Origin of the sequence: Blautia hansenii, from assembly GCF_013304445.1 — a bacterium.
GTDB lineage: Bacteria > Bacillota > Clostridia > Lachnospirales > Lachnospiraceae > Blautia.
Genome location: NZ_JAAITA010000033.1, coordinates 1 through 21978, shown reverse-complemented (window position 1 = coordinate 21978; position 21978 = coordinate 1). Strand labels below are relative to the sequence as shown.

Sequence of the window (21978 nt, the reverse complement as noted above, 5' to 3'; positions counted from 1 at the left end):
TAATAATCAGCAAGGATGATTATAGGTTCTGTGGATAAAACTGCGGAAACTCAAGTGGAATTATTTGTTGTGCTGACAGGCGGAAAGTGATACAATAATCCATAGCAGTGTTAAAAATGGATAGATTTTAGGAGTATGACACATGAATGTATTTGAAAAAATGTTTGGAACACATAGCGAGAGGGAATTAAAGCGCATTACCTCCATTGTGGATAAAATTGAATCTCTTCGTTCCGATATGCAGGCGTTAAGTGATGAAGAACTGCGGGGCAAGACAAAAGAGTATAAGAACAGGCTGCAGGAAGGGGCAACCTTAGATGACCTTCTTCCGGAAGCATTTGCAACGGTAAGAGAGGCGGCCAAGCGCGTGCTGGGTATGGAACATTATCGGGTGCAGCTTATCGGTGGCATCATTCTTCATCAGGGGCGTATTGCAGAAATGCGTACCGGTGAAGGAAAAACTCTGGTATCCACCCTGCCGGCATACTTAAATGCCCTGGAAGGAAAGGGTGTTCACGTCGTTACCGTCAATGACTATCTGGCTCATCGTGATGCAGAATGGATGGGAAAGGTTCATGAATTTCTGGGGTTGACCGTTGGTGTGGTCTTAAACGATATGAAAAACGACGAAAGACGTGCCCAGTATGCATGCGATATTACTTATGTAACCAACAACGAGCTGGGATTTGATTATCTGCGTGACAACATGGTTATTTATAAGGAACAGCTGGTGCAGAGAGAATTAAACTATGCCATCATCGATGAGGTGGACTCTGTACTGATTGACGAAGCCCGTACACCGCTTATTATTTCCGGACAGAGCGGCAAATCCACGAAGCTTTATGAAGTCTGCGATATTTTGGCAAAGCAGTTGGAGCGTGGAGAAGCCAGTGGGGAAATGACAAAGATGACCGCTATTATGGGTGAGGAGATTATCGAGACCGGAGACTTTATTGTCAATGAAAAGGACAAGATTGTAAACCTCACCGAAGAGGGTGTGAAAAAGGTTGAGAAGTTTTTTAACATTGAAAACCTGGCAGACCCGGAAAACCTGGAAATCCAGCACAATGTGATTCTGGCTCTTCGTGCTCATAATCTGATGTTCCGTGACCAGGATTATGTAGTAAAGGATGACGAGGTTCTCATTGTCGATGAGTTTACCGGACGTATTATGCCGGGAAGACGTTATTCCGACGGTCTGCACCAGGCCATTGAGGCGAAAGAGCATGTGAAGGTAAGGCGAGAGAGTAAGACACTGGCGACGATTACCTTCCAGAACTTCTTTAACAAATATAACAAAAAATCCGGTATGACCGGTACCGCGCTTACCGAAGAAAAGGAATTCCGGGATATTTACGGTATGGACGTTATTGAAATTCCAACCAATAAACCGGTAGCCCGTGTGGATTTAGAAGACGCGGTTTACATGACAAAGAAAGAAAAATTCCGTGCAGTAGTAGAGGCTGTTAAGGAAGCGCATGCAAAACAGCAGCCGGTACTGGTAGGTACCATTACCATCGAAACTTCTGAACTTTTAAGTCGTATGCTCACCCGTGAAGGTATTAAGCATCAGGTATTGAATGCGAAATTCCATGAGCAGGAGGCAGAAATCGTGGCACATGCCGGAGAAGCCGGAAATGTTACCATTGCCACCAACATGGCAGGACGTGGTACAGATATTAAGCTGGATGATGTGTCAAAAGAAGTCGGTGGTCTGAAAATCATCGGTACAGAGCGCCACGAATCCAGACGTATTGATAATCAGCTGCGCGGCCGTTCCGGACGTCAGGGGGACCCGGGCGAATCCCGTTTCTACATTTCTCTGGAAGACGATTTGATGCGTCTGTTCGGCTCTGAGAAGCTGATGGGCATGTTTACCTCTCTGGGGGTTGCCGAGAATGAGCAGATTGAGCATAAGATGCTCACCAGCGCCATTGAAAAGGCACAAAGAAAGATAGAGGGAAATAACTATGGTATTCGTAAGAACCTGCTGGAGTATGACCAGGTAAATAATGAACAGAGAGAGATTATCTACAAAGAAAGACGTATGGTTCTGGATGGCATGAACATGAGGGATTCAATCTATAAGATGATTACGGAAACGGTTGAGCATGCGGTAGATATGTGTCTGTCAGACGATGTAGAGCAGGAAGAATGGGATTTTAATGAAATTAACACCGTGCTGCTGCCGACCATTCCTTTAAAACCTCTTTCTTTAGAACGGGTAGAAGGAATGAAGAAGAATCAGGTAAAACAGTCCTTAAAGGAAGAGGCTGTGAAGCTGTACGAGGAGAAAGAAGCGGAATTCCCGGAAGCAGAGCAGCTGCGGGAATTAGAGCGAGTGATTCTTTTAAAAGTTATTGACCAGAAGTGGATGGACCACATTGATGATATGGACCAGCTTCGTCAGGGTATCGGCCTGCAGGCCTATGGACAGAGAGACCCCAAGGTGGAATACAAAATGCAGGCTTATGAAATGTTTGACAGCATGATTGCAGCGATTCAGGAGACAACACTGAGACTGCTGTACCATGTCCGCCTGGAACAGAAGGTAGAAAGAGAGCAGGTGGCACAGGTTACGGGAACAAACAAGGATGAGTCAGGACCGAAGAAGCCGGTACAGCGGGTAGAAAAGAAAGTATACCCCAATGACCCATGCCCATGCGGCAGCGGAAAGAAATACAAACAGTGCTGCGGCAGAAAACCAATCTGATAGAAGCTTAGGCAGATAAGACTGCTGTAGATATAGGAAACTGTAGCTGCAGCAGTTTCGTTGTTTCTGCCGGAAAAAGGAGGAATTCTTGTGGGACAGACGGTGGATTTTACAATGGAGAGGGAAGGACTGGTCAAGCCGGGAGACCGGGTAGAACTGAAAGAAGACCAGGCTTCGACAATGGCGGGACTGATGTATTATTACACGATTAAACCCGCCGTGGCCATGTCCAGCAATCTGAAAAAAAGGCTGCCAAGGCTTACAGGAACTGTGACAAAGGTAGAGCCCCAGGTGAGTATTTATATGGTAACCGTGGAAGTAGATGAAGAGGAATAATCAGGAGGAATGACTGTGGTTGAATTAGATGCATTTAAATCAGAACTGAATACGTATACAGAGCCTTTGAAGGAGGTGAGGGATTCTCTGGATTTGGAGAATAAAGAGAAAAGAGTGGAAGAACTGGAGAGGGAAATGGAAGCTCCAGGCTTTTGGGACAATGCAGAGCGTTCCCAGAAAATGATGAAGGAATTAAGCGCTTTAAAAGGCGATATGGAAATCTATCACAAGCTGAAAAATCAGAAAGAAGAGATTGAGCTGATGATAGAAATGGGATACGAAGAAAATGACGAGTCTGTGATTCCGGACATCGAAGAGATGATGGAAGAGTTTAAAACAGATTTTGACCATATCCGTATCAAAACGCTGCTTTCCGGAGAGTACGACAGGGACAATGCCATTGTAACCCTTCATGCAGGTGCCGGCGGAACGGAGTCCTGTGACTGGGCGAGCATGCTCTACCGCATGTATTTAAGATGGGCAGACCGGCAGGGCTTTACCACAGAGGTGCTGGACTATCTGGATGGTGATGAAGCGGGGATTAAGTCGGTGACGTTCCAGGTAAACGGAGAGAATGCTTACGGATATCTGAAATCTGAAAAGGGAGTGCACCGCCTTGTGCGTATTTCCCCTTTCAATGCGGCAGGCAAACGCCAGACCTCCTTTGTGTCCTGCGATGTCATGCCGGATATTGAGGCGGATGTGGATATTGAAATCAATCAGGACGATTTGAAGATTGATACTTACCGCTCCAGCGGCGCCGGCGGACAGCATATTAACAAAACTTCTTCTGCCGTGCGTATTACCCACCTCCCTACCGGAATTGTGGTGCAGTGCCAGAATGAGCGCTCTCAGTTCCAGAATAAAGATAAGGCCATGCAGATGTTAAAGGCAAAGCTCTATCTTTTGAAACAGCAGGAAAACGAGAAAAAACTGTCCGGTATCCAGGGAGAACTGACCGAAATTGGCTGGGGAAACCAGATTCGTTCCTATGTTATGCAGCCTTATACTATGGTAAAAGACCATCGTACCAATGAAGAATCCGGCAATGTAGACGCAGTGATGAATGGAAATATTGACAACTTTATCAATGCGTACCTGAAATGGGTTGCATTGGGAAAAAAGGAAAAATAGTTGCTTCATGGGGAAAAATGTGGTAATATCTGTTGGAGACGCACAAATGTATTTTGTAAAAGAACAAAGGGGAGAAAATGGAAGACAATCGAAGATATTTTGTGGTAACAGAAAAAGCCGTGCCGGATGTTCTTCTGAAAGTGGTTGAGGCAAAACGACTTCTGGAGGTACAGAAATCCGCGACTGTGCAGGACGCGGTGGAAGCAGTGGGAATCAGCAGAAGTTCCTTTTACAAGTATAAAGACGACATTTTTCCTTTTAAAGAAAAGACGAAGGGACGGAATATTACCTTTATTATTCAGATGGATGATGAACCGGGACTTCTTTCTGCAGTGCTGAAAATGATTGCAAGGTTTCACGGCAATATTTTAACTATCCACCAGAGTATACCTATGAACGGCGTAGCCAGTCTGACTCTGAGTGTGGCGATTTCTGCGGCGCAGGGGGATGCGGCCGCTATGGTGGAACATATTCAGCAGATAGAAGGCGTTCATTATCTGAAGATACTGGGCAGAGAATAGACAGAAGGAGAATGAGATGATTCAGACAGCAGTGTTAGGTTACGGAACTGTAGGTTCCGGTGTGGTAGAAGTGTTAGAAACAAACAGAGAGAGTATTGAGAAAAGAGCCGGAGAAGCTATTGGTATTAAATATGTGCTGGATTTGCGGGAATTTCCGGGAAGTTCCATAGAGGATATTCTGGTGCATGATTATGAAGTGATTGTAAATGACCCGGAGGTACAGATTATTGCAGAGGTTATGGGGGGAATTGAGCCTGCTTATACCTTTACAAAACGTGCTCTGGAAGCGGGGAAAAGTGTGTGTACCTCTAATAAAGAACTGGTTGCAGAGCATGGGCTGGAGCTTATGAAACTGGCAAAGAAGCATAAAGTAAACTATATGTTTGAGGCCAGCTGCGGCGGTGGAATCCCCATTATCCGCGCGTTGAATTCTTCTTTGACAGCGGATGAAATCGACCAGATTTCCGGTATTTTAAACGGCACAACCAATTTCATTCTTACGGAAATGGCAGAGAGCGGCGCTGACTTTGACCAGGTGTTGAAGGACGCCCAGAACAAAGGCTATGCAGAGCGCAATCCGGAAGCAGATGTGGAGGGTTATGACGCCTGCAGAAAAATTGCTATTTTGTCCTCTCTGGCATACGGCGCTCATGTGGATTATCGGGATGTCTATACGGAAGGAATTACAAAAATTACAGCCGAAGACATGAAATATGCAAAAATGCTGGGCATGAGCATTAAGCTGCTGGCAGACAGCAAAAGAGAGGGAGAGCGTTTTTCAGCCATGGTATGCCCGACCATGGTAGGCAAAGGCAGTCCGCTTTACAGTGTCAATGGTGTCTTTAATGCAGTATTTGTACATGGGAATATGCTGGGAGACGCAATGTTTTACGGCAGCGGCGCAGGAAAGCTGCCAACAGCCAGTGCTGTAGCGGGAGACATTGTAGACTGTGCCAAACATCTTGGAAAAACAGTTATGATGAACTGGAGCAGCAAGGAACTGGAACGGGTGGATATTAAAGAAGTAAAGCATGCGTTCTTTGTTCGCATAAAGGGAAAAATGGAAGAGCGGCTCAATCAGGTGAAAGCAGTTTTTTCAAATCCGCAGACCGTATCCGTTCCGGGGCTGGAAGAGGAGTTTGGTTTTGTGACGGAATGTATCAGTGAAGAAGACTTTGCAAAAAAGGCAGAAGGACTGGAAGGAATCATAAGCAGAATTCGTATCAGAGCATAGGAGTGGGAAGATGAAGTACATTGTGGTATTAGGTGATGGAATGGCAGACAGACCCATAGATGCATTAGGGGGAAAAACCCCTCTTGCGGCAGCAGAGACACCGGCCATGGACAGTCTGGCAAGAAAAAGTGAAATTGGCATGGTAAAGACTGTGCCGGAGGGCATGAGCCCGGGAAGCGATACAGCAAACCTGTCTGTGCTGGGGTATGACCCAAAAGTTTACTACTCCGGGCGCTCGCCTCTGGAAGCGCTGAATATCGGTGTCCGGATGGAGCAGGGAGATATTGCCATCCGTGCTAATCTGGTTACCCTTTCTGAGGAAGAGGAGACTTATGAGGAGAAGCATATTTTAGACCACAGTGCAGATGAAATTTCCACGGAGGAAGCGGAGGTGCTTTTGCAGGCGGTAAAGAAGGAACTGGAAAATGGAATGTTTCAGTTTTATACGGGAACCAGCTATCGGCACTGCCTTATCTGGAAAAAGGGCATGGTAGTACCACTGACACCGCCGCACGATATTCGCGGAAAAAAAATCGGGGAGTATCTTACAGATGAAGCACTGCTTCTTGCCATGCAGAAGAAAAGCTATGAAATTTTAAAGAACCACCCTGTTAATTTAGAAAGAAAGAAAAAGGGCTTGAATCCGGCCAACAGCCTGTGGTTTTGGGGCGCAGGAACAAAGCCTGCTTTGTCTTCTTTTGAAGAGAAGTTTCACAAAAAGGGTGTGATGATTTCCGCAGTGGATTTGCTGAAAGGAATTGCTGTGGGAACGGAAATGGGAAATATTGCGGTAGAAGGCGCAAACGGCGGTCTGCATACCAACTATGAGGGAAAAGCAGCTGCGGCTGTTTCGGCACTTTTAAAGGACGGCTATGATTTTGCCTATATTCATGTAGAGGCGCCGGATGAAATGGGACATCAGGGCAGCCTGGAGAAGAAACTGCAGGCTATTGAATACCTGGATACACGGGTGATTCAGAGAGTCAAGGACAGTATGGAGGAATCGGGAGAGGCGTACCGGATGCTGATTTTACCGGATCATCCGACTCCGGTCAGTGTTAAGACCCATACGGCAGACCCGGTACCATATCTGCTGTACGACAGCAGAAAACAGGAGGAACGGGACTGCGTATACAATGAAGCAGAGGCTTTGCGTCAGGGAAATCTGATACAAGAGGGCTATCGGCTGATTGAAAAATTATTTGAAGAATAGAGAAAAAAGAAACCGAAACATACACTTTGCAGTGGTGTTTTCGGTTTCTTTTTCTTTGTTAAAACGGATTGTTTATAAAGGAGTCAGGCGTTTCCTTTGGAGCCGCTTTTGGAGCGTCAAGTTCTCCGGCGACATCCATGTAGAAGTAGGCCATGGTAGTCTGCATATACGGTATCAGCCACAACATTCCAATGTAGCAGGTAAAGACAGAGGCCAGATACAGAGGCAGAAAGCTGAACTGAATGTAGAGATATCGTCCTTTATTGCCCTTCATCAGACATAAACTTTCCTTTAAAGCTGCTATAGCCCCCATGTCGGGATTATCCAGCAGCAGATAATTGGCCAGACCGAAGAAAGTGCTCACAATCAGGTTTACCAGAGCCTGTATAAGCAGTGTCAACATAGAGAAAACCATAGAGGTTTCTATATCAGAGGTAGTATAGCTTAAAATATCCAGAGGCAGACCAAAGAGAATTTGCACCAGTAAAAACAGCAGATTGACTACTAAAAACCGGTCCGGATTGTGGGAAAACACATAGAACAGGTTGCTGATGGTATAAGGCTGTCTGCGGTTCATATTCAGAAGCATTTTTCCATAGCCTGCATTGCACAGAGCAATCAACAGAGAAAGCATATAAAGCAGTATCTGGTTGGTAATCATGCTTGTTATGCTGGAGGTGTCCAGAAAGGCGGTGACAAGCATGGAAAAAAGTATAACCAGAACAACGATAATCAGGTTTGCCAATATGGGGAGTCCGAAATTTCCGTTGAGGGATTCCCGCGCAAGCGTTTTCAAATTCGCAGATGAGCGTTTCATAAATAATCTCCAATCTTTTCTGTAGTTCGTGGTATAATAACTGCACATGGTAATTATAGCATAATCATGGGAGGTTACAAGAGGATAATGAAGAAGAAAGACAGGAATTTTCAACAGGAGAGGGGATTGTATACAGGCGGATGGATTTTGCTGGCTCTGGCGGTGCTTCTGATGGCGGCAGAGAAGGGGCTCCACCTGTCCTGGCAGAGTTTTCCCTGCCTTTTTCATAAATGGACAGGGTATTACTGTCCCGGCTGCGGCGGAACCCGGGCAGTAAAAGCGCTGCTTCGGGGGCATATTGGGCAGTCGTTTCTGTATCATCCGGTGGTATTGTACGGGGCAGTCTTGTATGCCTGGTTTATGATTTCTCATACCATAGAATATCTGACAAAAGGACGGTGGCACACGGGTATGAGGTATACGGATAAGTATTTGTATGTGGGACTCGGCATGATTGTGGTGCAGTGGGTACTGAAAAATGTAATAAAACTGGTTTGGGGTGTGGGGATTGGTTGAAATTTTTCAGAAGCTGCATTATACTGAGAACAAGAAAGATTAGGTAGGGTAGGAGGTATTCTATGAAAAAAGCAGGGATATGGGCAGCAGTATTATTCGTGGTCATGCTTATGACAGCGGGGTGCGGGGCAAAAAATCAAAAAGAGGAAACAGCGCATTTGAACCGTGTTATGGAAAACATTTTTAAAAGTACGGATGAAAAAGAGTATCAGCAGTCTGAAGAAAGTACGGAAGTTCCTGCCTGGGTAGAAGAACGCTTTCAGGCACATATGACAGCAAATGGATATGCAGTTCTCACATCTACAGCTGTCTATAACATGGCAGTTTTGTCTTATCAGAACGAGAAAACCATGCAGATAGAGGATTTGTCCATAGAGAAAAAGGACAACTACTATGACCTGAACTGGAAAGTTTCCGTAAAAGATGATGAGGGAAAGACAGAGAGTCTTCCTATGGAAGGCAGCGCACAGTTAGATGAGGAAGGGCTGGTAAATTCTTTCAATATTATAAATTTGTCTGAACTTCAGAAAGTCATAGAATCCTGAACAAGAAAAAGCGTTATCGGGGGAAGATAGTTCCGCTGATAACGCTTTTTTTTAAATACTGAAATATTAAATCACGTCGCTTCCGGTATCCGGCTGTGGCTGGTAAAAATCAGGAAGGTCTCCGTCATAGAAATCATAGCCGCCGTCGTCATTGAAGTAATCGTCGTAATTGTCATAATTGTCATATCCATTAGGAGTATCGTAACTGTCTGTATCCGGATAAGGCAAGAAATCTTCTCCATACATATATTTGTAAATAAAGTTGTATAAATCTGCCTCGGTAACGTTGTCCGAGGTAATGAGATGATAATATTCCTGCAGAAAGCTTTGGCCTTTATCGGAGACCAGGAAAAAGGTGCATATAAATATTACCAGAGCAGTAAAAATCGTCAGGCAGCTTACGCAGATAGCCATACCCGCCTTTGCATTTCCGGGACGTCTGTGTTCTCCTTTGGACAGACAGGAAAAAAGAATGCCCAGCCCCGAAAAGACAAAAACCATAGGGAAAAAGCAGCATATAGAAAGGATAGACAAAATTCCCATGACCAGAGAAAGCGTGGCAAAAGTAGCGTTTCCCTGATAAACAGAAGAATTCGGTGCAGATTCCGGTTCATAGACCGGAGGTGGGGTGTATGGCCGGTAATTTTGTCCTTCGTAAGGGTTTTCCATAAGTGTAAGACCTCATTTCTTTCAAAATAATATAAAGATTATTACATATTCTATCATGTATTATAGGGGGTGGCAATAGAAAACAGCACAGAGAAAATGAATTTCTTGACAAATTCCTTTCACATTGATAAGGTTGTAAGGTAGTAAAAGAAAGCTGAGGCGGAAAGGACAGATTTATGGATATTATACAGATAATAACGCAGGAATTGCAAGTGGAAAAATGGCAGGTGGAAGCTGCCGTTTCATTAATAGATGAGGGAAATACCATACCGTTTATTTCCCGTTACCGTAAAGAGGCTACCGGTGCATTAAATGATGAACAGCTGCGAAATCTCTTTGAACGGCTTACTTATCTGCGCAATCTGGAAGACAAGAAAAAACAGGTGCTTTCCAGCATTGAAGAGCAGGGAAAACTCACAGAAGAACTGAAAAAACAGATTACAGAAGCCCAGACACTGGTTGTGGTAGAGGATTTGTACCGTCCGTACCGGCCAAAGAGAAGAACAAGAGCTACCATTGCAAAAGAAAAAGGACTGGAACCTTTGGCCAACATCATTCTGCTGCAGATGACAGATAAGAGCCTGGAAGAAGCAGCAGAGGCTTTTGTATCCGAAGAAAAAGAAGTAAAAAATGTAAAAGAAGCGCTGGCAGGCGCCAAAGACATTGTGGCAGAGAGTATTTCTGATGAAGCGGATTACCGTATCCGGATTCGTGAGATGACAGCCAAAAAAGGAACGCTGGTTTCAGCAGCAAAGAAACCGGAAGAATCCACCGTTTACGATATGTATTATGAATACGAAGAACCGGTATCCAAGGTGGCAGGACACAGGGTACTGGCTATTAACCGCGGAGAAAAAGAAAAGATTCTGACCGTGAAAATTTCCGCGCCGGAAGAAGACATTCTCCGCTATCTGGAAAAACAGGTCATCACAAAAGACAATGCACAGACCACTCCTGTTTTAAAGGAGGTAGTGGAGGATTGCTACCGCCGTCTCATTGCGCCTGCCATTGAAAGAGAAATCCGCAATGATTTGACAGAAAAGGCAGAAGACGGCGCCATCAAGGTGTTTAAGAAAAATCTGGAACAGCTTCTGATGCAGCCCCCAATCGTAGGTCAGGTGGTACTGGGCTGGGACCCGGCTTTTCGTACCGGCTGTAAGCTGGCTGTGGTAGACGCCACAGGAAAAGTGCTGGATACGGCTGTGATTTATCCCACAGCGCCTACGACTCCGGCGAAAATCGCTGCGGCAAAAGAAACCTTAAAGGCTATGATTGAGAAATATAACATTACGCTGTTTTCTGTGGGAAACGGAACAGCCAGCCGGGAGTCTGAGCAGATTATTGTGGAACTGCTCAAGGAAATTCCTCAGAAAGTGCAGTATGTCATTACCAATGAAGCGGGGGCTTCGGTGTATTCTGCCAGCAAGCTTGCCACAGAAGAATTTCCGAACTTTGACGTGGGACAGAGAAGTGCGGCGTCTATTGCCAGAAGACTGCAGGACCCTCTGGCCGAACTGGTAAAAATTGACCCGAAATCCATTGGTGTGGGACAGTATCAGCACGATATGAACCAGAAAAAGCTGGGAGAAGCCCTGTCCGGTGTGGTAGAAGACTGTGTAAATAAAGTTGGCGTGGACTTAAACACTGCGTCTGTTTCCCTTCTGGAATATGTGTCGGGTATCAGCAAAGCCATTGCAAAAAATATCGTAATTTACAGAGAAGAAAACGGCCAGTTTACCGATAGAAAAGAACTCTTAAAGGTGGCAAAATTAGGGCCGAAAGCCTTTGAACAGTGTGCCGGTTTCCTGCGCATCCGGGGCGGAAAAAATCCTCTGGACGCTACCAGCGTACATCCGGAAAGCTACGCAGCGGCAGAAAAATTCCTGGAAAGCATGGGGATGAAGCCGGAAGATATTTTTGGCGGTCATGGCGTGTATTTTGTCAAAGATTATGCAAAAACCGCTGAAAAGCTGGGTATCGGCGAAATTACCCTGCGGGATATGGTAAAAGAACTGACCAAGCCGGGACGCGACCCGCGTGAAGAGATGCCGAAGCCGATTCTGCGTACAGACGTATTAGATATGAAAGATTTAAAAGAGGGTATGGTGTTAAAGGGAACCGTCCGGAATGTGATTGATTTCGGCGCTTTTGTGGACATCGGCGTCCATCAGGACGGGCTGGTGCATATTTCCCAGATGACAGAGCGTTACATTAAGCATCCGCTGGAAGCAGTCAGCGTAGGTGATGTGGTAGACGTAAAAGTTCTGGGCGTAGATATGAAGAAAAAGAGAATTTCCCTTACCATGAAAGGAATTCAGTAAAGAAAGGCGGGTTTATCATGAATGTGAATCAGGAAAGAATCAAAATGCTGCAGCAGGAAATGAAGGCAGCGGGCATGGATATGTATCTGGTGCCCACTGCAGATTTCCATCAGTCAGAATATGTGGGTACTTATTTTAAAGTTCGGGCCTGGCTCTCCGGTTTCTCCGGTTCTGCGGGAACTCTGCTGGTGACAGCGGACGGCGCATATCTGTGGACAGACGGAAGATACTTTATCCAGGCAGCAAAGCAGCTGGAAGGCACAGGCGTTGCGCTGATGAAAATGGGAGAAGAGGGTGTTCCCACAGTAGAAGAATTTCTGGAAGAACATTTGCCGGAGAATGGCTGTCTTGGCTGTGACGGAAGAACCATTCATGTGGCAGAGGGCAAAGAGTTTGAAGCGCTTCTGGCGAAGAAAAACGGCACTTTAAAATGCGGTGAGGACCTGGGCGGTAAAATCTGGACAGACCGTCCGCAGATGTCCAAAGAACCGGTTTATCTGCTGGATGTAAAATATGCAGGACAGCGCAGAGAAGAAAAAATAGCGGCTGTCCGTGAAGAAATGAAAAAAGAGGGAACCAATACCCATATCATCTGCAGTATGGATGATATTGTATGGCTTTTGAATATCCGCGGCAATGATATTGTGTACAATCCAGTGGTACTTTCCTATGTCATGATAACCATGGATAAGGTATACTTCTATGTACAGGAAGAGGCTGTTTCCGGAGAAGTACGGGCAGAATTAGAAAAAGCGGGAGTAGAACTGCACCCATATTTTGAAATTTATGATGCAGTAAAAACATTGAAGGATTCCGACAAAGTGCTGGTGGAGGACATCTGTACCAACTATACCCTGTACAAGTCTATTCCGGAGCACACAGAAGTAGTGTTTGCTCCCAATCCGGCGGCTGTTATGAAGGGGAATAAAAATCAGACAGAAATGGAGAATATCCGTATTGCCCATATCAAGGACGCAAAAGCTATGTGCCGTTTCATTTACTGGCTGAAGCAAAATGTGGGAAGCGGAGAAGTCACAGAATACAGTGCAGCCGAAAAAAGTCTGGAACTCAGAAAAGAAGACCCGGACTGCCTGGACTTGAGTTTTGAAACTATCTGTGCCTATGGACCAAACGCTGCTATGTGTCATTACGCGCCTACAGAAACGGAATTTGCAAAAGTAGAGCCAAAGGGATTTTTCCTGATTGATTCCGGCGGACAGTACTGGCAGGGAACTACAGATATTACCAGAACCATTGCCGTAGGGGAACTGACACAGCAGCAGAAAGAACATTTCACTCTGGTGCTGCAGGGACATATCCGTCTGGCTATGGCAAAATTCCAGTACGGTTGCAGCGGCGCCAATCTGGACGCTCTGGTAAGGGGACCGCTCTGGGAAAGAGGGCTGGACTTTAATCATGGAACCGGACACGGCGTTGGATATCTTCTGAATGTGCACGAAGGTCCTCAGAATATCAACTGGAGAGTGCGCGCAAACGGAAGACGCGGCAACACCACACCATTAGAGGAAGGCATGCTTACTTCCAATGAGCCGGGACTGTATCTGGAAGGAAAATACGGTATTCGTACCGAAAACCTCCTTCTGTGCAAAAAAGCAGAGAAAAATGGATATGGACAGTTCATGGAATTTGAAAACGTAACCTGGGTTCCTTACGAAAGAGAAGCTATTCTTCCGGAGATGCTGACAAAAGCAGAACGGCAGTGGTTAAATGCATATCATAAAAAGGTTTATGAAATCGTTGGCCCCATGCTGGAGGAAGAGGAACGTACATGGCTTCTGGAGGCCACAGCAGAAATTTAAAGCGGCAGCATGGAAAAAACAGTTGCAAGATATGGATACAAGGTATATAATGCATAGTAAATAAAAGAAAATTCTTCGGGGCGGGGTGCAATTCCCCACCGGCGGTAAAAGTCCGCGACCCGTATTTTACGGCTGAACCGGTGTGATTCCGGTACCGACAGTATAGTCTGGATGAGAGAAGAAGGTTATGATTTTGTACGACTTTCAAAGAGAGGAGCCCCCAAAAGGTGCGGTTGCCTCTCTTTTTTTGAAGTTTCAAAAATCATAGAAGAAGAATTTCCTTTTATGAAAAATCATTCATGAAAAGGAGAAATGAAACATGAGTCAGGAAGCAGTTGTAAACAAGAGAATCCAGGGAACACAAAACAGGTCAAAATTAAGAACTACCATACAGATAGCCATGCTTGGGGCTGTGGCTACGGTTCTGATGATGTTTGAATTTCCGCTGCCGTTTATTGCACCGCCTTTTGTGCAGATGGATTTTTCGGAGATTCCGGTAGTAGTGGGAACCTTTGCCATGGGGCCTCTGGCAGGTATTATCATTGAACTTCTGAAAAACCTGCTTCACATTGTCACTCACGGTACTACCACAGCAGGGGTGGGAGAATTGTCAAATTTCCTAATCGGCTGCTCCTTTGCAGTGCCGGCAGGTCTGTTTTATAAACGCAGAAAAACAGCGAAAAACGCACTGATTGGAATGTCTGTGGGAACTGTGACCATGGCAGCTGTGGGATGTCTCTCCAATGCCTTTGTGATGTTTCCCCTGTATAGTGTGGCAATGGGAATCCCTGTGGACAGCTTTATTGCCATGGGAACGAAAATTAACCCGGCTATCAACAATATGGTGACTTTTGTTCTGCTGTCCATGGTTCCTTTTAATCTCATAAAAGGTGTGATGATTTCAGGGATTACCATGCTTTCCTACAAGCGTCTGAAGGTTCTGCTGAAAGGAGAATAAAGTGGCGAAAATCACAGGAATTACCCGTAAGACAGCAAATCCCTTTGTCAATCTTTACGAGTTGGACAGGGAGAGCAAGACCGGGAAAAAGGGAAAATATTATGTGGCTTCCAGAGCAAAAGAAGAAAGAGAACTAAAGCTGAAAAGCCATACGCTGCATCCGGATGGCGTGGTCATCTACAGTCTGTACGGTGAAGCGCAGGATAAAGTGGTACTGATACGCCAGTACCGATACAGCATTGATGATTATGTCTATGAATTTCCGGCAGGTTTGGTGGAAAGAGGAGAGGATTACCGGGAAACCGCAGTTCGGGAGATGAAAGAAGAGACAGGGCTTACGTTTGTCCCTGCTTCTGTTTCCGAGGCATATGAAAAACCGGCTTTTACCACCATTGGTCTGACTGACGAATGCTGCGCCACTGTGTTCGGCATAGCATCGGGTGAAATTTCAGGAGACTATCAGGAGGACACAGAGGAAATAGAAGTTGTCCTGGCAGACCGGGAAGAGGCAAAACGGATTTTAAGAGAAGAAAATACAGCGATAATGTGTTCTTACATGCTGATGCATTTTATACATGATGAAGAACCGTTCGGATTTCTGAAAGAATTGTAAAAATTTCAGATAATTGGTTTCCAGTTCCGAAACATGTGGTATAATGATTGCATATAGTGCAATCCAAGCCACTAGAACACACCGGCTGGGAATGGATTGCCCATATGTGCAGAAATTATATGCATATATGGGCAGTTTACGTTTACGGAAATTTGCAATGTCAGGAGTCTTGAAAATGAAATGGAAAAAATATGCGAAAAGTATTTTGGTATTTATGATAACCATTGCAGCAATGGCGGCAGGGATTTTTATAGGAATTAAATTTCTGAGATTTTTTATGCCCTTTGTCATTGGCTGGTGTATTGCTCTGATTGCCAATCCGCTGGTGCGTATGCTGGAGCGGCGGCTTAAAGTTGCCCGAAAGCATACGTCCATGCTGTTGATTATTGCGGTTTTGGCGGGAATTGTGTGCGGCATTTATTTCGTAGGAGTAAAGGCCGTAGAAGAAACGCGGTCACTGATAGACCAGGCTCCGGAAATTTATGGGAGTATACGCCAGGAATTTCAGGATGCAGGAGACAATATGTCCCGGTTGATAGATGAAATGCCGGAGAGTGTACAGACGGCTATTGAAGATTTTCAGACGAGTATTGGACAGATTACCGGAGAGGCTGTGGGAAAAGTCAGCCAGATTACCGTAGATCAGGCCAGTGATCTTGCCAAAAATCTGCCCAGTATTTTGATTTCCATTATTTTTACCATATTATCTGCCTATTTTTTTATTGCGGACAGAGATAAAATTCTGGAATTCGGGCGGGCCAATACACCTATGCTGATTCAGGAAAAATGGCGGATTCTCTCAGACAGCTTCAAGCAGGTATTTGGAGGCTATTTTAAAGCGCAGTTTAAAATTATGGGTGTCATTGGGATTATTTTGTTTGTAGGATTTCTGATTATGCAGGTGAAATTCGCAGCCCTGGTGGCTGTTCTTATCGCTTTTCTGGATATGCTGCCGTTTTTCGGCACCGGTACTGCACTGATTCCCTGGGCGCTTTTTAAAATTATTTCAGGGGACTTGCAATATGCCGTAGGATTGATTATTCTGTATCTTGTGACGCAGCTGGTGCGAAGAGTGATTGAACCTAAGATGGTGGGAGATTCCATAGGCGTAAATCCGCTTCTGACCCTGATTTTTATGTATATCGGATACCGTATCGGAGGTGTGCTGGGAATGATTCTGGCAGTTCCGGTGGGGGCCATTGTGATTAATTTCTATAATCTGGGCGCTTTTGATGGGATTAGGAAGGGGCTGAAAGAAGTTACCAATGATATACTAAAATGGCTGTATCGGGATGATGAAGATTCCCCACATAAAGATTTGAAGACAAAGTAAATGAGACGGAGAATATTGTGACTAAGAAAAGAAAGATAAAATGGACAACTACCAAAATTATTGCAGCAGGCTATTTTACAGTCATTGCCTTGGGCACGCTGCTGCTGATGCTGCCAGTTTCCAACAGGGGAGGCGAGGCGGCCTCTTTTATGGATGCCTGGTTTACGGCTACGTCTGCTACCTGTGTGACGGGCCTGGTTACTCATGATACGTACACTTTCTGGTCCGAATTCGGACAGGTTGTGATTTTAATATTGATTCAAATAGGAGGCATTGGCTTTATGACCATTGCCATATCTGCGCTGACTTTGACTCGAAGGAAAATTGGGCTGTCGGAACGGATGCTGATGCAGGAAAGTGTGGCAGCTCCTCAGATAGGTGGAATTGTACGAATGTCAAAGTTTGTGTTATCAGGGACTTTTTTCTTTGAAGGAGTGGGTGCGGTTCTTCTGGCCTGTTATTTTGTCCCCAGGCTGGGACTGGGAAAAGGTTTGTATTATGCTGTGTTTCATTCCATATCTGCATTTTGTAATGCAGGAATTGATCTTATGGGATATTACAGCCCAAGTTCGTCCCTTATTACAGCAGGGGACAGCTATTTGGTAGGACTGACCATAGCGGGGCTGATTATCATAGGTGGTATTGGCTTTTTGGTATGGGAAGATTTGAAGAAATGGAAATGGCATATCCGTTCTTATAAACTGCATACTAAGATGGTGCTGTTTGCCACCGCCATTCTTATTGTGGGAGGAACTTTGCTTATCTTTGTCTTCGAGTGGGGAAAACCCTCCATGGAAGGCAAAAATTTGGGACAGCAGATTCTTTGTGCTTTTTTTCAGGCTGTGACCCCCAGAACGGCAGGGTTTAATACCATAGATTTGAATATGCTCACAGACAGCAGTCAGGCGCTTATGATAAGCCTGATGTTTATTGGCGGTTCTCCCGGCTCTACAGCGGGAGGTATTAAAACCACCACCATGCTGATTCTGGTGCTGACTATTTGGACAGAGCTGAGAAAGCGAAAAGATTTGGAACTGTTCAGGCGGAGAGTGGAGAGTGAAGCCATTCGTCATGCCTGCTGTCTGATGATGTTTTATGGTTTGCTGAGCATAGGTTCTTCTATGATCATTTCAACCATAGAGAATCTGGGAATGAAGCAGACGCTTTTTGAAACAGTGTCTGCACTTTGTACAGTGGGGCTGTCCTTGGGAATTACCCCTGGTCTGGGAACAGTTTCACAGATTATATTAATTCTGCTGATGTTTATCGGAAGAGTGGGAGGTATTACCATACTGATTGCATTTACCAACCGTATCTCCATGATTCCGTCAAAACTTCCGGTGGAAAAAGTGTCTGTAGGATAAAATAGTTTAAGGAGGAAAACAGAGATGAAATCAGTGCTTCTGATAGGTCTTGGCCGTTTTGGAAGACATATGGCAGAACGATTAATTGCGGAGGGAAATGAAATCCTTGCAGTGGATATTAATGAAGAAAGGGTCAATGACGCCATAGATATGGTAACGGATGCGCAGATTGGCGATGCTACCAATGAACATTTTGTGGAATCTCTGGGAGTGAGAAACTTTGATTTGTGTGTTGTGGCTATTGGAGATAATTTTCAAAGTTCGCTGGAAGCTACGGCACTTTTGAAAGACTGTGGGGCTTCTCTTGTACTGGCAAGAGCTAACCGGGATGTTCATGCTAAATTTCTTTTGCGAAACGGTGCGGACCATGTGGTTTATCCGGAAAAGGAAATGGCTCAGCGCCTTGCTGTGAAATATGGAAATGACAATATCTTTGATTATATTGAACTGACAGAGGAGTATGCGATTTATGAAATTCCGGTTCCGGATACCTGGGTGGGAAGTTCTATTGTGGAAAAAGAAGTAAGAAAGAAATACCATATAAGCATTCTGGCTACGAAAGAAGCTGGGAGGATGAATCCGCTTCCCGGTGCAGACCATGTGTTCAGAGGTGCGGAAACATTGATTGTTATGGGACATTTCCGGGACGTGCGGACTGTGACAAAGGTGAAATAGAGAGACAAGAGAGCTGAAAAGCTGACGGGGCTGCCGCATTACATGCGATACAGCCCTGTTTTCATGTTCTTTAGGGCATTTAAGTCCAGTTTTCCATTTTGTGATACAGGAAATCGGTTTACATAAATAAATTTCTTTGGAATCATGTATTCCGGCAAAATGGAAAGCAAGTCTTCTTTTAATCTGGCAGAATAGCTTTTATCGGAAATGGATTTTTCCGGACAAACTACATAAGCATAGAGATTTCGTACACGGTGTTCCCGAATGTGAGGAAGGACTGCAGCGCGGCTGACCTGAGGTAGCTTCATAAGTCCTGTTTCCACATCGTCCAGCGCAACGGGATGGCCGCTGAGCCGGATAGCGGCATCTTTTCTGCCGCAGTAGAAAAGAACGCCGTCCTGAAGATAGCCTCTGTCCTGCGTATGAAAACCCTGTACAGAACCTGTTTTGTGTTTTTCTGTGAAGAAAGTTTTTTTCGTATGGAAGGGGTTTTTGTAATATCCGGGAGGAGATGTATGGCTTAGGATTACAATTTCTCCTTTGTCACCGTCTTTTAAAACTGTGCCTGTTTCGCTTCGAATTTCGATTTGTACCCCTGGTTTTATGGAGCCGGAAGGCAGTATCTGGCTGTTTTGCAGAAGTTTTTCCGTGATTTCTGTACTGGTGACTGCCAATGCAGTCGGAGCAGGAATATAGAGATTGAAAATCCGGGCATCAGGAAATTGTTTTTTTAATTTGGCGGCAGTTTTTACAGACAAAGGTTCTTTTCCCAAAAGGAAGCAGGACAGCGAAGGAATCTGTTTGGCACAGAAAGCTTCTTCGACAAGGCACATCTCCAGAAAGGATGGGGTAGAGATTAACACAGTTCCCTTTGAAGCGGCAAAGGTATGCAGAAGCAGCCGGGGATTGTCCATATCCGTTTCTGATATACACCAGAGTGTTCCCTGGAGAAAGAGACAGGTATAAATATCCGTTACGGACAAATCAAAAGAAAAAGGAGCTTGATTGAGAAATACCGGCACTTTTTCAAAAGAAGCAGAAAGGCAGGGGATAACACAGCTTTTTAAATGTTCTTCCAGGGAACGAAGAGAGATTTGAACTCCCTGTACAGTTTCACCGGAATCACAAGCATACATAATGCAAAAAACATCATCTTTTGCAATAGGGGTGAGATAAGCCGTCATAAGCCGGATGTCACAGTCCGGGATTTTATTTTTCTGAGTAATCTCCTGGAATACATGCAGAGAGAGCATAGAATTACAGGGAAAGGGAAATGGTTCCAATGCGCAGACAAGAGAGGGCTGAATATCTTCCAGTACCATTTTTACAGTCTGTATAGGCAGAGAAACATCCAGAGGACAATAGGGAATTCCCGCTTTCATGCAGGCCAGAAAGCAGACCAGCATAAAGGGACTTTTGTGCCCGTAAATAAGCACGGGATTTCCCTTTTTGCTGCATTTTCCGTCCAGGTACAGGGCAAGCCGGTCAGAATAATCAGCCAGTTGTCTGTAGGTAAGCATAGAAGTTCCGTCTGTGGCTGCTATCCGGGAAGGAAACCGTTGAGCAGACTGGGAAAGTATATGAAAAAGTTCCATGATGAAATCGCCTCCTGCGTACAAAAAATTTATGTTCTTCATTTTAGAAGGAAATCATTAAGAACTTTTCCGGATAAATCGAAAGAAATCCTAAAGTTTTCAGAAAAGCATCAAAGGAAAATACTCTGGTTTCGGTAGAAAAATTCGGGAAAGGTTTGGGGAAATATTGCACAAGTTAAAAAAAAAAGATATAATGCACAGTAAAGTAATAACAAGTGAAAAATTGAGAAAGTGAGTAGAGAATATGTGTAAAAAATTTGATGTAATTGCATTAGGTGAACTTTTGATTGATTTTACTGAAAACGGAGTAAGTGGGCAGGGAAATCCTATTTTTGAGGCAAACCCGGGAGGAGCACCCTGTAATGTGCTGGCTATGCTGAATAAGCTGGGCAAGAAGACATCTTTTCTGGGTGTTGTAGGAAAAGACCAGTTCGGAACCGCTCTTAGGGGAACACTGGAATCTATAGGCATTGACACTAGCCATTTGTATGAAGACGAAGAAGTACATACCACACTGGCCTTTGTTCATACTTTTGAAGATGGGGACCGTGATTTTGCATTTTACAGAAATCCGGGAGCAGATATGATGCTGCAGGAAGACCAGATTGATGAGGCCTATATACAGTCTGCAAAGGCTTTTCATTACGGTACTTTATCCATGACGCACGAAGGGGTGAGGAAGGCAACTTACAAGGCAATCAATGTAGCGAAAGAAGCAGGACTTCTGATTTCTTTTGACCCCAATCTGAGACCGCCGCTGTGGAAATCTATGGAAGAGGCAAAAGCACAGATTGCATACGGCTTGTCCAAATGCGATTTGTTGAAAATTTCTGAAGAAGAACTGGAATTTATGACAGGAACAAAAGATGTAAAAGAAGGGGCTCATATCCTTCTGAAAGAATATCCTAACTTAAAACTTATGAATGTGACTATGGGAAAAGAGGGGAGCATTGCTTTTTACGAAGGAAAAGAGGTATTTCAGAAACCGTTTTTACAGGAAAACACCATTGAAACCACAGGAGCAGGCGATACCTTCGGCGCGTGCGCATTGAACTATGTGCTGGAACATGGCCTGGAAGGACTGACAGAAGAAAATCTGCAGGAAATGCTGCGTTTTGCCAATGGTGCGTCTTCTCTGATTACCACGAAAAAGGGTGCTCTGCGTGTTATGCCGGAGAAAGAAGAAGTGACCGCTTTTATTGGTGCATAGACAAAAGAGAGTCTTGTAAGATTTGCATAGAAAACAGAATAAAATTGGTAAAAAATTCACAAACTTTATTATGGTAGATTGACATTGAGATGATTTTGTGTTAGATTATAACCATAGTTCTGATTACTGACGGATAAATGTGGAGTACCACAGGGGAATCAGAATAAGATAGTAAGCCGACCGTCTGGGCAGCATTTGTAGCTTTACAAGTGTTGCCCTTTTTTCAATCAGGCAATAATTTCGGAAATTTCGCATAGGAATAGATGGAGAAGGATTGGAAGAAGGGCGAGGAAAACTATTATTTTTAAGGAGGATGTTATTATGGGATTCAAATCAGACATTGAAATTGCACAGGAATGTACAATGGAGCCGATTACAAAAATTGCGGAGA

Annotated in this window: 19 protein-coding genes and 2 riboswitches; of the genes, 16 read left to right on the top strand and 3 right to left on the bottom strand. The window is 44.6% G+C overall.

What is annotated here, in order from left to right; all coding sequences use genetic code 11:
* The first annotated feature begins 142 nt into the window (after positions 1-142).
* The 6 genes from secA (at position 143) to G5A70_RS14655 (ending at position 7151) form a co-directional block, all read left to right on the top strand.
* Entirely contained in the window at positions 143-2713 is a 2571-nt protein-coding gene (gene secA / locus G5A70_RS14680) for a preprotein translocase subunit SecA (RefSeq protein ID WP_173750213.1), read from the top strand.
* A 90-nt stretch (positions 2714-2803) separates the two neighbouring features.
* A complete protein-coding gene (locus G5A70_RS14675) occupies positions 2804-3049 on the top strand; it encodes a hypothetical protein (protein WP_173750212.1) in 246 nt (81 codons plus the stop codon).
* A 15-nt stretch (positions 3050-3064) separates the two neighbouring features.
* Positions 3065-4183 (top strand): peptide chain release factor 2, encoded by a 1119-nt coding sequence (gene prfB, locus G5A70_RS14670; protein ID WP_173750211.1) that lies wholly within the window; start codon positions 3065-3067, stop codon positions 4181-4183.
* A gap of 77 nt (positions 4184-4260) precedes the next feature.
* Positions 4261-4704: an ACT domain-containing protein gene (locus tag G5A70_RS14665; protein ID WP_173750210.1), complete on the top strand. Its 444-nt coding sequence runs from the start codon at positions 4261-4263 to the stop codon at positions 4702-4704.
* A 16-nt stretch (positions 4705-4720) separates the two neighbouring features.
* Positions 4721-5938: a homoserine dehydrogenase gene (locus tag G5A70_RS14660; protein ID WP_173750209.1), complete on the top strand. Its 1218-nt coding sequence runs from the start codon at positions 4721-4723 to the stop codon at positions 5936-5938.
* 10 nt (positions 5939-5948) lie between these two features.
* The gene (locus G5A70_RS14655; protein WP_173750208.1) at positions 5949-7151 is read left to right on the top strand and encodes a cofactor-independent phosphoglycerate mutase; all 1203 of its coding nucleotides are present in this window, start codon (positions 5949-5951) and stop codon (positions 7149-7151) included.
* A gap of 58 nt (positions 7152-7209) precedes the next feature.
* On the opposite strand, the gene G5A70_RS14650 is transcribed toward G5A70_RS14655, so the two are convergent.
* On the bottom strand, positions 7210-7968 hold the full coding sequence (locus tag G5A70_RS14650) for a DUF975 family protein (RefSeq protein ID WP_173750207.1): 759 nt from the start codon (positions 7966-7968) through the stop codon (positions 7210-7212).
* 87 nt (positions 7969-8055) lie between these two features.
* Here G5A70_RS14650 and G5A70_RS14645 point away from each other — a divergent pair, with 87 nt between their 5' ends.
* Together G5A70_RS14645 and G5A70_RS14640 are read left to right on the top strand one after the other, a co-directional pair.
* The gene (locus tag G5A70_RS14645) at positions 8056-8484 is read left to right on the top strand and encodes a DUF2752 domain-containing protein (RefSeq protein WP_173750206.1); all 429 of its coding nucleotides are present in this window, start codon (positions 8056-8058) and stop codon (positions 8482-8484) included.
* A gap of 62 nt (positions 8485-8546) precedes the next feature.
* On the top strand, positions 8547-9029 hold the full coding sequence (locus G5A70_RS14640) for a hypothetical protein (protein WP_173750205.1): 483 nt from the start codon (positions 8547-8549) through the stop codon (positions 9027-9029).
* 66 nt (positions 9030-9095) lie between these two features.
* Here G5A70_RS14640 and G5A70_RS14635 read toward each other — a convergent pair whose 3' ends face one another.
* Positions 9096-9698, bottom strand: a complete 603-nt coding sequence (locus tag G5A70_RS14635) for a DUF4190 domain-containing protein (protein ID WP_173750204.1) — start codon at positions 9696-9698, stop codon at positions 9096-9098.
* A gap of 176 nt (positions 9699-9874) precedes the next feature.
* Between G5A70_RS14635 and G5A70_RS14630 the strand changes: the two genes are divergently transcribed.
* From G5A70_RS14630 to G5A70_RS14600, 7 genes are all read left to right on the top strand, one after another.
* The gene (locus G5A70_RS14630; protein WP_173750203.1) at positions 9875-12019 is read left to right on the top strand and encodes a Tex family protein; all 2145 of its coding nucleotides are present in this window, start codon (positions 9875-9877) and stop codon (positions 12017-12019) included.
* A 17-nt stretch (positions 12020-12036) separates the two neighbouring features.
* Complete coding sequence (locus G5A70_RS14625; protein ID WP_173750202.1) at positions 12037-13839, top strand: aminopeptidase P family protein; 1803 nt, start codon at positions 12037-12039, stop codon at positions 13837-13839.
* Positions 13840-13906: 67 nt separating this feature from the next.
* Positions 13907-14026, top strand: a riboswitch (FMN riboswitch).
* Between the two features lie 132 nt (positions 14027-14158).
* Positions 14159-14797, top strand: a complete 639-nt coding sequence (locus tag G5A70_RS14620) for an ECF transporter S component (RefSeq protein WP_173750201.1) — start codon at positions 14159-14161, stop codon at positions 14795-14797.
* A 1-nt stretch (position 14798) separates the two neighbouring features.
* Positions 14799-15410: an NUDIX hydrolase gene (locus G5A70_RS14615; protein ID WP_173750200.1), complete on the top strand. Its 612-nt coding sequence runs from the start codon at positions 14799-14801 to the stop codon at positions 15408-15410.
* Between the two features lie 175 nt (positions 15411-15585).
* Positions 15586-16743: a sporulation integral membrane protein YtvI gene (gene ytvI, locus G5A70_RS14610; RefSeq protein ID WP_173750199.1), complete on the top strand. Its 1158-nt coding sequence runs from the start codon at positions 15586-15588 to the stop codon at positions 16741-16743.
* A gap of 17 nt (positions 16744-16760) precedes the next feature.
* Positions 16761-18107: a TrkH family potassium uptake protein gene (locus G5A70_RS14605; RefSeq protein WP_226853743.1), complete on the top strand. Its 1347-nt coding sequence runs from the start codon at positions 16761-16763 to the stop codon at positions 18105-18107.
* Between the two features lie 24 nt (positions 18108-18131).
* Positions 18132-18782, top strand: coding sequence for a potassium channel family protein (locus G5A70_RS14600; protein ID WP_173750198.1), 651 nt, complete (start codon positions 18132-18134; stop codon positions 18780-18782).
* A gap of 38 nt (positions 18783-18820) precedes the next feature.
* On the opposite strand, the gene G5A70_RS14595 is transcribed toward G5A70_RS14600, so the two are convergent.
* Positions 18821-20377: an AMP-binding protein gene (locus G5A70_RS14595; RefSeq protein ID WP_173750197.1), complete on the bottom strand. Its 1557-nt coding sequence runs from the start codon at positions 20375-20377 to the stop codon at positions 18821-18823.
* Positions 20378-20621: 244 nt separating this feature from the next.
* Here G5A70_RS14595 and G5A70_RS14590 point away from each other — a divergent pair, with 244 nt between their 5' ends.
* Positions 20622-21587 carry a carbohydrate kinase family protein gene (locus G5A70_RS14590; protein WP_173750196.1) on the top strand — a complete coding sequence of 322 codons (966 nt, stop codon included), beginning with the start codon at positions 20622-20624 and terminating at the stop codon, positions 21585-21587.
* A 112-nt stretch (positions 21588-21699) separates the two neighbouring features.
* Positions 21700-21784, top strand: a riboswitch (ZMP/ZTP riboswitch).
* The last annotated feature ends 194 nt before the right edge of the window (positions 21785-21978 follow it).